This is a genomic window from Azorhizobium oxalatiphilum (assembly GCF_014635325.1).
GTDB lineage: Bacteria > Pseudomonadota > Alphaproteobacteria > Rhizobiales > Xanthobacteraceae > Azorhizobium > Azorhizobium oxalatiphilum.
In genome coordinates, this window is sequence record NZ_BMCT01000005.1 from 399,389 (window position 1) to 412,890 (window position 13,502).

Genomic DNA, 13,502 nt, shown 5'->3' on the forward strand with positions numbered 1-13,502 from the left:
AATATTGAACCGCTCTAAAGTGGCCTGAATGCAGGGCCGCGCGTGAAATCGACCGGCGTTAGTTTGGAGCAATTCAAATGACCAAGCATGATCATGCCCGTACCGCTTGGCAGCCCGAATCCCGGACGCGAGCGGTACCTGTGATGAACGAGAACATGGACAGCCGAGACCTGTTCGAGACGTCTCGCGTGCTGACCATCACCCATGGCGACCAGACCTATCAGTTGCGCCTGACCTCCCAGAACAAGCTCATCCTGACGAAGTAGGGTGCCTGTCTTTTCGGATGGTATTTTACGGCCCGACGTTGCCAAATCGGAAACGATCCTCCCTTAGTCTCTCTCCCCGGCCGGTCTGAACCCGGCTAAGAGTCCAGCTAACGACTCGAAGCCGCCGCAGAGTGGCAGGAGAGGGCAGGATGAACGTCAGGGGTATGCCGGGCCGTCACGGCCCTGTGGCAGGAGAAGTCGGAGCAGATCTGGTCAATGCCGGCATGCTGTATCATGCCGCGCCCGCCACATGCGCGGCTCTGCCAGCCGAATTCGAACCGCACATTTCGCTCCAGTCCGGCGCCTTGGTCGCCACCGGTCCGGACATGACCGACGCGGCCTTCGCGCCCGCGTTCGGCGGCATCGCCGGCTGGCAGGGGCAGGAGCGCCGCACCTCGGCCGATCCCGCCGCCCCCTGGCAGGCATGGAACGGCGCCGCCCCGTGGGGCCTTGCCCCGCAGGACGATGCGACCTTCGCCGCCGCCGGGGACACGCCCGCATGGGAGAGCTGGAGCCCGCCCGCCGGCCCCGACCCGCTGGATCCGCGCTCCGTTCAGCCCGCGCTTCTGGGGCTGCTTGACCGTCTGGGCCTGTCCGCCGCGCTGCTCCAGCCCGCGCCCGGCAGCGACTGGCGCGGGGTGATGGACGCCGCCGCCCGCGCACCGGAACGGCTGCGCGCCGTGCTGCCGCTTGCCAGCCTGACCTTGCCGCCCACCCTTGCCGTCATGGCCCGTCATGGGCTGGCCGGCCTCTCTGTCATGGTCGAGGCCTGCCGGGTGGAGCCGGCGCTGTGGCGCTCCGTGCTGCTCCGGCTGGCGGCCCACGGGCTGCACCTCCACCTCAAGGCCGACCCGGACCAATGGCCGGCGCTGCTGCCGTTCGTGCTTGGCCACGGCACGCCCGTGCGGCTGGACCTGCCCGGCGCGCGTCTGCCCGACGATGCCCACGCGGCGCTGGAACGCCATGCCGGCCATCCGGACCTGTGGATCGGCTTCGTCCCCGCCGCCGTGCGGGCACACCGCACCGGCCGGCTGCTGGAGCGGCTTGTGGCCGCTGCCGGGCCGTCCCGCCTCCTGTGGCACAGCGGGGCCGGGGAGGGCGGGTTCGATCTGGACGACCATCTGCTGGCCCTGCTTGATCTCTTCCCCACGGCGGACATCCGCCAGCAGGTGGCGGGCGCCAACGCCCGCTGGCTGGCTTTCGGGGTCGAATCCTTCGGCGATTTGGCCTGAGCCATCGCCTGAATCCTTTGCGGGCGCCGGAACGCCCCAGGGATTGCGAATCCTTGCAGGGCAGGGGAAGCCGCGTCTGAATCCTTGCCCGCGACTCCTTGTGCCGGTGCCGGCATGGGGCGTGCGCCTCCTGTTGCGGCAAGGCCCCGCAGGACTCCCGATCTCCGGGCCATTTTTGCGCCACCTTTGCACGGCCTTTGCCCGCCGGGCGTTTCTGCTATTGTCCGCGCCAAAATTGACCGGGTCTTCTCAACTCATGGCCATGACCGCACCGGCGTCCCAGACGCGCCGGTCCTTCGCAACTGATCTCGCCCAGCGCCTCGCCGCCGGCCTCGACGCCGCAGCCGGCACGCATCTGCGCGCCTGCCTCCTGCTGGTGGTGGTGGCGCTCATCGCCTTCCTGCCCGGCATCGGCGCCATCTCCCCCATCGACCGCGACGAGGCCCGCTTTGCGCAGGCCTCCAAGCAGATGCTGGAGACCGGCAATTTCGTGGACATCCGCTTCAAGGAGGATGTCCGCTACAAGAAGCCGGTGGGCATCCACTGGCTGCAGGCGGCCAGCGCCGCCATGGGCGAGGCCCTGACCGGCCCCTCGGCGCGCACCAATATCCTGTTCTACCGTCTGCCCTCGCTCATCGGCGCCATCGGCGCGGTGCTGCTCACCTACTGGACGGCTCTGGTCTTCACCTCCCGGCGCGGGGCGCTGCTGGCCGGCCTGATGATGGCCTCCTGCGTGCTGCTGGGCATCGAGGCCCGCCTCGCCAAGACCGACGCGGTGCTCCTGTGCACCGTCATGGCGTCCATGGGCGCACTGGCGCGGGCCTATCTCGCGCCCGTCATGGACAAGCGCGGCAGCTTCCCCAACGCCGCCATCTTCTGGACCGGACTGGCCATCGGCATCCTGATCAAGGGGCCCATGGCGCCGCTGTTCGTGGGACTGCCCATCCTCGCGCTGGTCATCGTGGAGCGTTCGGGCCGCTTCCTGCTGCGCCTGCGTCCGCTGCCCGGCATCCTGTGGTGCCTGCTGCTGGTGCTGCCGTGGTTCGTGGCCATCTATTACGTCACCAACGGCCAGTTCTATAAGCTCGCCGTCGGCGTCGACATGCTGGGCAAGGTGACGGAGGGCCAGGAGGGCCACTGGGCGCCGCCGGGCACCTATCTCCTCGCCATCTGGGGCACCTTCTGGCCGGCCATCGTGCTCGCCGTGATGGCGCTGCCGTTCGCATGGCGGGCGCGGCGCGAGAAGCCCGTCGTCTTCCTCATCGCCTGGGTTGTGCCGGCGTGGCTGGTGTTCGAGATCACCGCCACCAAGCTCCCGCACTATGTGCTGCCGCTCTATCCGGCGCTCGCCATCCTCACTGGCCTCGCCTGGCAGCGGGGCGAACTCCAGCATGTGGGCAAGCGCCTCGCCGGCCTCGTGTGGCTGTGGCCGCTGCTGGGCGTGCTGCTGGCCGGCGCGCTGGCCTTCGGCTTCTATTATCTGGGAGATGGTGCGGCGCTGATGGCGTGGCCCTTCCTCGCCGTGGCGCTGGTGCTCCTCGTGGTGGCGGCGCTCGCGCTGCCCTCGGCGGGCGCGCAGCCGGCCTATCTGGTGGCGGTGGTGGGCGCTCTGGCGCTGCACATCGGCGTCTATCAGGGCCTGATGCCGCATCTGAAGGGCGTGTGGATCTCCCAGCGCCTCGCCACCATCGCCCGCGACAGCGGATGCCCGGCCAATCGCATCGCCACCGTGCCCTATCAGGAGCCGAGCCTCGCCTTCCTGGCCGGCACGGACATCCGCTTCACCGATCCGGTGCAGGCGGCGGACCTCCTGAACGAGGGCGGCTGCTCGCTCGCCTTCATCGGCAAGAACATGCTGCCGCTGTTCGAACTGCGCATGACGCAGCTCGGCCTCAAGCCGCAACTGGTGGAGCGGGTGGCGGGCTTTGCCTATAACGGCGGCCGCATGGTCGAAATCTCCGTCTTCCGTGCGGAGCCCACCCGTTGAGTGACGCCGCCGCCACCCCTCCCGCATCCCGCCCGGCCTGGGTGGAGGATGTGAGGGCGGCCGTGGCCGGCCTGTTCACCGCGCTCAAGGTGCTGCGCACCCGCAAGCCCCGTGGCCCCGCGCCCCGCCTGCCCATGGACGGGCTGGTGGAGATGGTGTGCCTGTTCATGCTGGTGGGCGGCGTGGTGGCGGCCACCATGATCCTCATCGACCCGCTGATCCCGGGCCTGCGCCTGATGCTGCCGCTGGGCGTCATCCATTTCTTCGAGCGCGTCACCGAGCTTGGCCTCGGCGGCACCGTGCTGTGGCCGCTGGGTATCGCGCTCCTCGTGCTGCTGGGCGCCGTGCCGCACCTGGATTTGCTCTACCGCCGGGTGGCGGCGGCGGTGGTGGCGCGGGTCGGCTTTGTGTTCCTGAGCGTGGCCGCCACGTCGCTGGCGGTGCTGGTGGTCAAATACATCCTCGGCCGCGCGCGCCCCTATGAGGTGCTGCATCTGCCCGGCCCCAACGCCCATCTGACGTTCGAGCTGTTCAGGCTGCAGGCGAGCTACTCCAGCTTCCCGTCCGGCCATTCCACGGTGGTGTTCGCCTTCGCGGTCTCGGCGGCGCTGCTGTTTCCGAAGGCCCGCTGGTGGCTGATCGCGCTCGCCGTGCTGGTGGCCGCCTCCCGCGTGGTGCTCGGCTCGCATTTTCCCAGCGACGTGATCGCCGCCGCCGCCATCGCCACCGCCTCCAGCTTCTGGCTGGCCAAGGTGTTCGCGGCACGCGGGCTGGTCTTCTCCATCGCGGCCGATGGCAGGCTTCATCCCATGCCCGGTCCTTCCATGCGGCGCCTGATGGCGCTTTTCTCGCCCGCGCACCGCCTGTCCGGTGCCTCCTCCGCTTCCCAAGAGGCTAGACCTTGAGCTCCCCCTTTGCCGGATTTACCGGCACGCCCCGCCTGTCCGTCGTCATCGCCGTCAAGAACGAGCAGGGCAACATCGCGCCCCTCGTGGCCGAGATTGACGCCGCCATGACGGAGCCGTTCGAGATCCTTTTCGTCAATGACGGTTCCACCGACGGCACCGCGCAGGAGCTGGTCGAGGTGGCCTCCACCCGCCCTTACGTCAGGGTCATCACCCACGCCAAATCCTGTGGAAAGTCGGCGGGCGTGAATACCGGCGCCTGGGCGGCGCGGGGCGAGATCGTGCTGCTGCTGGATGGCGACGGCCAGAACAATCCGGTCTATCTGCCGGACATGGTTCGCGTGCTGGATGAAGGCGGTGCGCGTGTCGGCATGGTGCAGGGCGAGCGGCAGGGCCGCAAGGATACGGCGTTCAAGCGCGTCCAGTCCCGCACCGCCAACCGGGTGCGCCGTGCCTTGCTGAATGACGACACGCGCGATACGGGATGCGGCCTGAAGGTCGTGCGGCGCCCCGTTTATCTGGCCCTGCCCATCTTCGACGGCCTGCATCGCTTCACCCCCGCTCTGGTGAAGCGCGAGGGCTACGAGATCCGCACGCTCCCGGTCGTGGACCGGGCCCGTTGGCATGGCGTGTCCAATTACGGCTTCTTCAATCGCCTCTGGGTCGGCATCGCCGACCTCTTTGGCGTCTGGTGGCTGATCCGGCGGCGGCGGGTGCCGCAGGTCGTGGAGTGAAAGTCTGATGCTGCTCGTTCAGCTCCTGAATTCGGTCGGCGATTATCTGCACGACGTGTTCATCACCCAGTTCGACGGCTGGGTGGTGCTCGGCTTCGTGGCGCAGGTGATGTTCACCGGCCGGTTCGTGGTGCAGTGGATCGCCAGCGAGCGGGCCGGGCGCTCGGTGCTGCCCTTCGCCTTCTGGACCTTCTCGCTCGGCGGCGGCACGCTGCTGCTGGTCTATGCCATCTACAAGCGCGACCCGGTGTTCATCGCCGGACAGGTGTTTTCCACCCTGATCTATCTGCGCAACCTGCAGTTCGCCATCCGCGAGCGCCGCGCCAATCGCGCCGTGACCTGATCGGGGCTCGCCCCATGAAAAACCCCGCCGCCCGGAAGGACGGCGGGGTTTTTGTTTGAGGCTCACGCCGCCGCGGCAGCCCGCGCGGCCATCTTCTCCAGCGCCTGCGACAGATCCGCGATCACGTCCGCCGGCTCTTCCAGCCCGATGTGCAGGCGCACGGCCGGGCCTTCCACCTTCCATTCGGTCGCCGTGCGGTATTCCGCGCAGTCGAACGGAATGGCGAGGCATTCGAAGCCGCCCCACGAATAGCCCATGCCGAACAGCTTCAACGAGTCGAAGAAGGTGGCATAGGCCGCCTCCGGCACCGGCTTCAGGATCAGGCTGAACAGGCCGGTGGCGCCGGTGAAGTCGCGCTTCCAGATGGCATGCCCCGGATCGCTCTCCAGCCCCGGATGCAGCACCCGCGACACATAAGGCGAGGCCGTCAGCCAGCGCGCCACCTCAAGGGCGGAGGTCTGGTGGCGCTCCAGCCGCACCGCGAGCGTGCGCAGCCCGCGCGAGCCGAGCGCCGCATCGTCCGGCGAGACGCAGATGCCCATGTCGCCATGGGTGGCGAGCACCTGGGTCCATGCCTTGCCCACCGCCGAGATGGTGCCGAGGTTCAGGTCCGCATGGCCGCCCAGATACTTGGTGCCGGCCTGAATGGAGATGTCCACGCCGAAGCTGTGCGGCTTGAAGAAGAGCGGTGTCGCCCAGGTGTTGTCGATCAGCGTGAAGATGCCGCGCTCGCGCGCCACGGCGGTGATCGCCGGCACGTCCTGCATCTCGAAGCTCTGCGAGCCCGGCGCCTCAAGGAAGATGGCGCGGGTGTTGGGGCGGATGAGGTCCGCGATGCCGGCGCCGATGAGCGGATCGTAATAGGTGGTCTCCACCCCCATGCGCTTCAGCAGCTTGTCGCAGACATTGCGGGTGGGGCGGTAGACCGTATCCACCATCAGCAGGTGATCGCCCGCGCCCACCACGGACAGCAGGGCGACGGAGCAGGCCGAGAGGCCGGAGGGGGTGAGCACCGTGCCGTCGCCGCCTTCGAGCGCCGTGATGGCGTTCTGGAGCGCCTCGGTGGTGGGATTGCCGCGCCGGCCGTAGCTGTAGCGGCCGGTGTGGTTCACCAGATCCTTGTAGGTGGGGGAGAGCACGGTGGAGCCGCGCACCACCGGCGGATTGACGAAGCCGTCGAAGCGCTGGGGATCGAGGCCGAGATGGGCCACGCGGGTGGCGGGGGCCAGAGCGTCGTCGTCGCCGGAATGAGACATGAGCCACACTTCTCCCGATAAACTCGCCGCGTGATCCTGTCCGCCGGATGCGGAATCACGCTTTCGGTTGTTGAAAAGAGACCAAAATCAGCGATCGGTTCAATCCGCTCGTCGTGATCAGGCTCTAAAGTCCGATCGGATCAGGTTGCAACAACCTGATCGCTGAATCAGTCTCCAGGATACATGGAGTTGGATACATGGAGGACGTTTCGCCGATCAGATTGCAGGCAATCTGATTGTTACGTGCTCCGGAACTGCATTCGTGCGCAACCCGCAGGCACCTATTGACCGTGCGGGCGCGAGCGTTTGAGATGCTCCCATACGACGATCCCGCAGGGGACGTCGACTCTCGCCCTGTCAGGCGGGGGTCGGGCTGGCCACCGCCATCCCGGCTGGGGGACAAAAAAAGAAGGGATCATCCGTGAAACGCATCCTTATCGCAGCAATGGGTGTCCTCGCCCTCGGCGCAGGCGCCGCCAAGGCCACGACGCTGGACGACGTGAAGGCGCGCGGCGCGCTGAACTGCGGCGTGACGCAGGGCCTGCCGGGCTTCTCCAGCCCCGACGACAAGGGCAACTGGACCGGCCTCGACGTGGACTTCTGCCGCGCCGTCGCGGCCGCCATCTTCAATGACGCCAGCAAGGTGCGCTACACGCCCCTGTCGGCCAAGGACCGCTTCACTGCGCTCCAGTCCGGCGCCATCGACGTGCTCTCGCGCAACACCACCTGGACCATGTCGCGCGACACCTCGCTCGGCTTCAACTTCGCTGGTGTGATGTATTACGACGGCCAGGGCTTCATGGTCCGCAAGTCGCTGAACATCAAGTCGGCCAAGGAGCTCAACGGCGCCTCGATCTGCGTGCAGACCGGCACCACCCACGAGCTGAATCTCGGCGACTACTTCCGCGCCAACAACATGAAGTACGAGGTCATCACCTTCGCGACCATCGACGAGACGGTGAAGGCGTATGACAGCGGCCGTTGCGACGTGTTCACCTCGGACCAGTCGCAGATCTACGCCGTGAAGCTGAAGCTCACCAATGCGGGCGATCACATCGTCCTGCCGGAAGTGATCTCCAAGGAGCCGCTCGGCCCGCTGGTGCGCCATGGCGACGACCAGTGGTTCGACCTCATCAAGTGGACCTATTACGCGCTGCTCAACGCGGAAGAGCTGGGCGTGACCCAGAAGAATGCCGAGCAGGAGGTCAATTCGGCCAATCCGGAAGTGAAGCGCCTGCTCGGTTCGGACGGCAAGTTCGGCGAGGGCATCGGCCTCACCCCCGACTGGGCGCTGCGCGCCGTGAAGCTCGTCGGCAACTATGGCGAGATCTTCGAGCGCAACGTCGGCAAGGGTTCGCCGCTGGGCATCGAACGCGGCTTCAACAAGCTGTGGACCCAGGGCGGCCTCCAGTACGGCATGCCGATCCGCTGATCACGCAGTTCCGATGCCCGGTTCGCCGGGCATCGGCCTTTTAGGGGCGTTCGCCGTTCCGGCTGGGGAGACGGGGCGGGCGCTCTGATCCGGATGTGTCGCAGCGGGGAGCTGCCGGCGGGCCGGATCGTCGCCAATCGCCAAATTGGCGTGCCCCCGACTGAGGGGCATTCGAAGGATGCACCGGCCGCAGCCCCATCTGGATCAGGCGCGGCTGAAGGGCATTCCATCCCGTATCGTCGCGTTGATTGCCCGACTGCCGCGGATATTGGCCAAAGTTGGCTGGTCTTGGGGGCTGGCCGCGGGCGCCAGAGCGGACGACAGAGCCGCCGGCCTATCTCATTTCCGAGGGACAACATGACAGACGCTAGCCTGCGTGAAGGACCGCCGAAGGTCCGCCGCTGGTCCTGGACCGATCCGAAGCTCCGCTCTCTGGTCCTCCAGGCCGTGCTCGGCATCTTCCTGATCTGGATGGCCTGGTCCATCCTCGCCAATGCGCAGGCGAACCTCGCGCGGCGCGGCATCGCCTCCGGCTTCGGCTTCCTCGAGAATTCCGCCGGTTTCGGCCTCGTGCAGACGCTGATCCCCTACGATGAGAGCATGAGCTACGGCCGTGCCTTCCTTGTGGGCCTGCTCAACACGCTGCTGGTGGCCTTCGTCGGCATCATCTTCGCCACCCTCATCGGCTTCGTGATGGGCGTGGCGCGCCTGTCCTCCAACGTGGTCATCAAGGCGCTGGCCTCGGCCTATGTGGAAGTGACCCGCAACCTGCCGCCGCTGTTCCAGATCATGTTCTGGTACATCGCCGTGCTGGCGGCGCTGCCGGGACCGCGCCAGAGCCTGAGCTTTGGTCTTCAGCCGCTCATCAACGCTATCGCCTCGGGCCTCAACGGCATCGGCCTCGGCTCGGTGGGCGCCCAGCTCTCCGCATTCGCCGGCACGCTCGCGGCGCCGGGCGTGTTCCTCAACAATCGCGGCCTGCGCATCCCGCGTCCGGTCTTCGAGAGCGGCTCGACCATCGTCGGCATCGCGCTCGTGGTGGCCATCTTCGCCATCTGGTTCACCATGCGCTGGGCCAAGCGCCGGCGGGTGGCCACCGGCCAGCAGTTCCCGGTGTTCTGGACCGCTCTGGCCCTCCTCATCGGCCTGCCGCTGATCGCCGCCGTCGTCACCGGCTTTCCGGTGACGTTCGAGAAGCCCGAACTGCGCGGCTTCAACTTCGTGGGTGGCGTGCCCGTCATCCCCGAGTTCGTGGCGCTGCTGTTCGCGCTCTCCATCTACACCGCCGGCTTCATCGCCGAGATCGTGCGCGCGGGCATCCTCTCGGTGTCCAAGGGGCAGTCGGAGGCGGCGGCTTCGCTGGGGCTGAAGCCCAATCTCACCATGCGCCTGGTGGTGATCCCGCAGGCGCTGCGGGTGATTATTCCCCCGCTCACCAGCCAGTATCTGAACCTCACCAAGAATTCGACGCTGGGCGTGGCGGTGGGCTATCCCGATCTGGTGGCGGTGTTCGCGGGCACCACGCTGAACCAGACCGGACAGGCCATCGAGATCATCGCCATCACCATGGCGGTCTATCTCACCATCTCGATCATCACCACGATGATCATGAACTGGTACAACCGGCGCGTCGCGCTGGTGGAACGCTGAGGAGCCGCCGCCATGGACGTATCCGCTCCTCCCGCCGGCAAGCCCTCCGGTTACGTGTCTTCGGCCATGCTGCAGCAGCAGCCGCCGCCAGTCTCCACCACTGGCCCCATCGCCTGGGCGCGGGCGCATCTGGTCGGCTCGGTCGGGCAGGTGCTGCTCACCCTGTTCGGCCTGTGGGTGGCCTATGTGGTGATCCCGCCGGTGGTGCGCTTCTTCTTCATCGACGCGGTGTTCACCGGCACCAATCGCGACGCCTGCCTGCCCGAGAAGGTGGGCCGGGATGTGGGCGCCTGCTGGCCCTTCATCTGGGCCAAGTGGAACCAGATCATCTATGGCTTCTATCCGGAGCCGGAGCGCTGGCGGGTCAATCTCGTCTATGCGCTGGGCGTGGTGCTTCTGGTGCCGCTGATGATCCAGAAGGTGCCCGGCAAGCGCCTGAACGCGCTGGCTTTCTTCGGCATCTATCCGGTGGTGGCCTTCGTGCTGCTCACCGGCGGCGACCTCGGCCTGCGCGGCTTCCTCCTGAGCCGGCTCGGGCTCGGCGGCGTGTTCACCAACATCGGGCAGGCCATCGGCCTCAGGTCCGGCTTCTGGCCGGACTATGTGGTCTCGGCCCTGCTCATCTCCGCCATCGTGGCGGCGGTGGCGCCGGTGTTCGCCGGCAACCGCAGGACGGCGGGCAAAGGCATGCTCGTCGTCTTCGCCGTGCTCGGCGTGGTGCTGGCGGCGGTGGATATTCCCTTCGGCCTCACCTCGGTGCGCACCGACCTGTGGGGCGGCATGCTGGTGACGCTGGTCATCGCGGTCACAGGCATCACCGCTTCGCTGCCGCTGGGCATCCTGCTGGCGCTGGGCCGGCGCTCGCAGATGCCGCTGGTGAGCATCGCCTCCACCGCCTTCATCGAGTTCTGGCGCGGCGTGCCGCTGATCACGGTGCTGTTCTTCGCCACCTACATGCTGCCGCTGTTCCTGCCCGGCGGCGTCAGCATCGACAAGCTGCTGCTGGCGCTGGTGGGTGTCGCTTTGTTCGCCTCCGCCTACATGGCGGAAGTGGTGCGCGGCGGCCTGCAGGCGATCCCCAAGGGCCAGTATGAGGGCGCAGCCGCCCTCGGCCTGCCGGGCGGCCTGATGATGCGCCTCGTGGTGATGCCGCAGGCGCTGAAGCTGGTGATCCCCGGCATCGTCAACAACTTCATCGGCCTGTTCAAGGACACCACGCTGGTGCTGATCGTCGCGATCTTCGACCTGCTGGGTGCGCTGCGCGCGGCCTTTGCCGATGCCTCCTGGGCCACCCCCACCACGGTGGTGACGGGCTTCGGCTTTGCCGGCCTGTTCTATTTCGTGTTCTGCTTCGGCATGTCCCGCTACTCCATGGCGCTCGAACGGCGTCTTGACCGCAACCACCGCCATTGAGGGAAAGAACAAAATGAGCGCCGATCCCATCCTCGCCGCCGATGTCGCGGCTGCCCCGCCCACCGCCATCGAACTGGTGAGCGTCAACAAGTGGTACGGGGATTTCCACGTGCTGCGGGACATCAACCTCACCGTGAAGCGCGGCGAGCGCATCGTGGTGTGCGGCCCGTCCGGCTCCGGCAAGTCCACCACGATCCGCTGCATCAACCGGCTGGAGGAACACCAGCGCGGCCAGATCATCGTGGACGGCATCGAGCTGACCAACGACCTCAAGCGCATCGACGAGGTGCGCCGCGAGGTGGGCATGGTGTTCCAGCACTTCAACCTGTTCCCGCACCTCACCATCCTTGAGAACTGCATCCTCGCCCCCACCTGGGTGCGCAAGATGCCGCGCAAGGAGGCCGAGGATCTGGCCATGCACTTCCTCACCAAGGTCAAGATCCCCGAGCAGGCGGGCAAGTATCCCGGCCAGCTCTCGGGCGGCCAGCAGCAGCGCGTGGCCATCGCCCGCGCGCTGTGCATGCGCCCGCGCATCATGCTGTTCGACGAGCCCACCTCCGCGCTCGACCCCGAGATGGTGAAGGAAGTGCTGGAGACCATGGTGAGTCTGGCCGAGGACGGCATGACCATGCTGTGCGTGACCCACGAGATGGGCTTTGCGCGTCAGGTGGCGGACCGGGTGATCTTCATGGACGCCGGCCAGATCATCGAGATGAACGAGCCCAACGCGTTCTTCTCGAACCCGCAGCACGAGCGCACCAAGCTGTTCCTGTCGCAGATCCTGCACTGACGGGCACCCGTCCACGCGGCGTTCAAGGCCGCGTGGACCCAAAGGGCGGGTGCAGACGTTCCTCTGGGACAACCAGAAGGAGGCGATCATGCAGGATCCTGCCGAACGCCGCGAGGAACGCGACTTCCATCAGCCGGATAGGGAAGGCCCCGCCGGCGAACCCATCAAGCCCGCCGCGCAGGCCAGACAGGGCGTCGGCTCCGGTCGTATCCTGACAGTGCTCAGCGTCGCTCTGGTGCTGGTGATCATCGGCTTCGCCGCGACCTATATGGGCATGGTCTGACGGCCTTTTCGCATACGGCACGCACTCCCTCTCCCGCCTGCGGGGAGGGCTGGGGATCGGTTTCGCCGCGACCTACATGGGCATGGTCTGACGGCGCTTTCGCATGCGGCACGCACTCCCTCTCCCGCTTGCGGGGGAGGGCTGGGGAGGGGGCCGCGCGCTGCGCGGAGGCGCGCTCCACCGGCCTCCCCATTCCCGATTTTCCGCCCGGTCTGCCCCCTCCCTAACCCTCCCCCGCAAGCGGGAGAGGGGACAGGTCGCGCTGGGGGAAGTGTGGCGCCTGTAGCGAGCGGCCCGCTCACACTGGAATGTTGTCGATCAGCCGCGTGTTGCCGAGCCAGGCTGCCGCCAGCAGGCGGATGGGTTCGCCGGGCGCGGCAAGCTGAGCCAGCGTCAGTGCGTTGCGGGCTTCCAGATAATCCACCCGAAGGCCCGCTTCCGCCACCGTCAGGCTGGCATGCGCCATCGCCGCATCGGGAGCTGCGCCCGCGCGGATGCGGATGGCAGCCTCCGTCAAGGCCCGGTGGATCACCGGCGCGGTGGCGCGCTCCTCGGGCGAGAGATAGCGGTTGCGGGAGGAGAGGGCGAGGCCATCAGCCTCGCGCACCGTCTCGCAGGGCACCACCTCGGTCGGAATATTCAGATCGGCAGCCATCTGCGTCACCACCCGCAGCTGCTGATAGTCCTTCTCGCCGAACAGCGCGAAGTCGGCGCCGGTCTGGAGGAACAGCTTCGACACCACGATGGCGACGCCCGAGAAGAAATGCGGCCGGAAATCCGTCTCCAGCCCCAGCGCCGGGCCGGTGAGCGCCATGCTGGTGGCAAAGCCCGGCGGATACATTTCGGCGGCATCCGGCGCCCACACCAGATCGCAGCCGGCCTCTTTCAGCTTTGCCACGTCATCCTCGAACGTGCGCGGATAGCGGCCGAAATCCTCCGTGGGGGCGAATTGGGTGGGGTTCACGAAGATCGAGACCGCCACCCGGCCGGCGCGCGCCTGCGCGGCCTTCACCAAAGCGATATGGCCGGCGTGCAGCGCGCCCATGGTGGGCACCAGCGCCAGAGTTTCGCCCGCCCGGCGATAGCCGGCCACCACAGCCCGAAGATCCGCCACGCTGCCGACGATTTGCGGCCCGGTCACGCCCTGCTCGTTCATCGCTGTCCTCCCGCCGGGCCGTTGGTTCGCCCGCGCGCGGGGCGGAACCTAATCG

13 protein-coding genes are annotated in these 13,502 nt (G+C 67.4%); 11 read left to right on the forward strand and 2 right to left on the reverse strand.

The features are described from left to right. Positions 1-155 precede the first annotated feature (155 nt). The 6 genes from hemP to IEW24_RS18510 all read left to right on the forward strand — a co-directional run bounded on the left by hemP (position 156) and on the right by IEW24_RS18510 (position 5,467). Positions 156-266 carry a hemin uptake protein HemP gene (gene hemP / locus IEW24_RS29080; RefSeq protein WP_308469029.1) on the forward strand — a complete coding sequence of 37 codons (111 nt, stop codon included), beginning with the start codon at positions 156-158 and terminating at the stop codon, positions 264-266. Positions 267-415: 149 nt separating this feature from the next. Next, positions 416-1,498, forward strand: a complete 1,083-nt coding sequence (locus tag IEW24_RS18490; RefSeq protein ID WP_188581329.1) for a hypothetical protein — start codon at positions 416-418, stop codon at positions 1,496-1,498. Between the two features lie 256 nt (positions 1,499-1,754). Continuing rightward, complete coding sequence (locus tag IEW24_RS18495; protein WP_244644530.1) at positions 1,755-3,485, forward strand: ArnT family glycosyltransferase; 1,731 nt, start codon at positions 1,755-1,757, stop codon at positions 3,483-3,485. Further along, entirely contained in the window at positions 3,482-4,390 is a 909-nt protein-coding gene (locus IEW24_RS18500; RefSeq protein WP_188581331.1) for a phosphatase PAP2 family protein, read from the forward strand. Before IEW24_RS18495 ends, IEW24_RS18500 begins: the two co-directional genes overlap by 4 nt. Continuing rightward, complete coding sequence (locus IEW24_RS18505) at positions 4,387-5,124, forward strand: glycosyltransferase (protein ID WP_188581334.1); 738 nt, start codon at positions 4,387-4,389, stop codon at positions 5,122-5,124. Before IEW24_RS18500 ends, IEW24_RS18505 begins: the two co-directional genes overlap by 4 nt. 7 nt (positions 5,125-5,131) lie before the next feature. After that, complete coding sequence (locus IEW24_RS18510) at positions 5,132-5,467, forward strand: lipid-A-disaccharide synthase N-terminal domain-containing protein (RefSeq protein WP_188581336.1); 336 nt, start codon at positions 5,132-5,134, stop codon at positions 5,465-5,467. A gap of 62 nt (positions 5,468-5,529) precedes the next feature. Here IEW24_RS18510 and metC read toward each other — a convergent pair whose 3' ends face one another. Continuing rightward, positions 5,530-6,723 (reverse strand): cystathionine beta-lyase, encoded by a 1,194-nt coding sequence (metC, locus tag IEW24_RS18515; protein ID WP_188581339.1) that lies wholly within the window; start codon positions 6,721-6,723, stop codon positions 5,530-5,532. Between the two features lie 421 nt (positions 6,724-7,144). Between metC and IEW24_RS18520 the strand changes: the two genes are divergently transcribed. From IEW24_RS18520 to IEW24_RS18540, 5 genes are all read left to right on the forward strand, one after another. Beyond that, a complete protein-coding gene (locus IEW24_RS18520; protein WP_188581341.1) occupies positions 7,145-8,155 on the forward strand; it encodes an amino acid ABC transporter substrate-binding protein in 1,011 nt (336 codons plus the stop codon). A gap of 357 nt (positions 8,156-8,512) precedes the next feature. Continuing rightward, the gene (locus IEW24_RS18525) at positions 8,513-9,805 is read left to right on the forward strand and encodes an amino acid ABC transporter permease (RefSeq protein ID WP_188581343.1); all 1,293 of its coding nucleotides are present in this window, start codon (positions 8,513-8,515) and stop codon (positions 9,803-9,805) included. Positions 9,806-9,817: 12 nt separating this feature from the next. Then, positions 9,818-11,218, forward strand: a complete 1,401-nt coding sequence (locus IEW24_RS18530; RefSeq protein WP_188581345.1) for an amino acid ABC transporter permease — start codon at positions 9,818-9,820, stop codon at positions 11,216-11,218. A gap of 13 nt (positions 11,219-11,231) precedes the next feature. After that, the gene (locus IEW24_RS18535; protein WP_188581347.1) at positions 11,232-12,008 is read left to right on the forward strand and encodes an amino acid ABC transporter ATP-binding protein; all 777 of its coding nucleotides are present in this window, start codon (positions 11,232-11,234) and stop codon (positions 12,006-12,008) included. Positions 12,009-12,096: 88 nt separating this feature from the next. Beyond that, positions 12,097-12,291 carry a hypothetical protein gene (locus tag IEW24_RS18540; RefSeq protein ID WP_188581349.1) on the forward strand — a complete coding sequence of 65 codons (195 nt, stop codon included), beginning with the start codon at positions 12,097-12,099 and terminating at the stop codon, positions 12,289-12,291. 298 nt (positions 12,292-12,589) lie between these two features. On the opposite strand, the gene panC is transcribed toward IEW24_RS18540, so the two are convergent. After that, positions 12,590-13,447 (reverse strand): pantoate--beta-alanine ligase, encoded by an 858-nt coding sequence (panC, locus tag IEW24_RS18545; protein ID WP_188581350.1) that lies wholly within the window; start codon positions 13,445-13,447, stop codon positions 12,590-12,592. Positions 13,448-13,502 lie beyond the last annotated feature (55 nt).

Excerpts from the sequence above, each read along its gene's own strand:
- IEW24_RS18525 (WP_188581343.1), top strand. The coding sequence starts at position 8,513 with ATGACAGACGCTAGCCTGCGTGAAGGACCGCCGAAGGTCCGCCGCTGG.
- IEW24_RS18540 (WP_188581349.1), top strand. The coding sequence starts at position 12,097 with ATGCAGGATCCTGCCGAACGCCGCGAGGAACGCGACTTCCATCAGCCG.
- metC (WP_188581339.1), bottom strand. The coding sequence starts at position 6,723 with ATGTCTCATTCCGGCGACGACGACGCTCTGGCCCCCGCCACCCGCGTG.
- IEW24_RS18530 (WP_188581345.1), top strand. The coding sequence starts at position 9,818 with ATGGACGTATCCGCTCCTCCCGCCGGCAAGCCCTCCGGTTACGTGTCT.
- IEW24_RS18535 (WP_188581347.1), top strand. The coding sequence starts at position 11,232 with ATGAGCGCCGATCCCATCCTCGCCGCCGATGTCGCGGCTGCCCCGCCC.
- IEW24_RS18510 (WP_188581336.1), top strand. The coding sequence starts at position 5,132 with ATGCTGCTCGTTCAGCTCCTGAATTCGGTCGGCGATTATCTGCACGAC.
- panC (WP_188581350.1), bottom strand. The coding sequence starts at position 13,447 with ATGAACGAGCAGGGCGTGACCGGGCCGCAAATCGTCGGCAGCGTGGCG.
- hemP (WP_308469029.1), top strand. The coding sequence starts at position 156 with ATGGACAGCCGAGACCTGTTCGAGACGTCTCGCGTGCTGACCATCACC.
- IEW24_RS18490 (WP_188581329.1), top strand. The coding sequence starts at position 416 with ATGAACGTCAGGGGTATGCCGGGCCGTCACGGCCCTGTGGCAGGAGAA.
- IEW24_RS18495 (WP_244644530.1), top strand. The coding sequence starts at position 1,755 with ATGGCCATGACCGCACCGGCGTCCCAGACGCGCCGGTCCTTCGCAACT.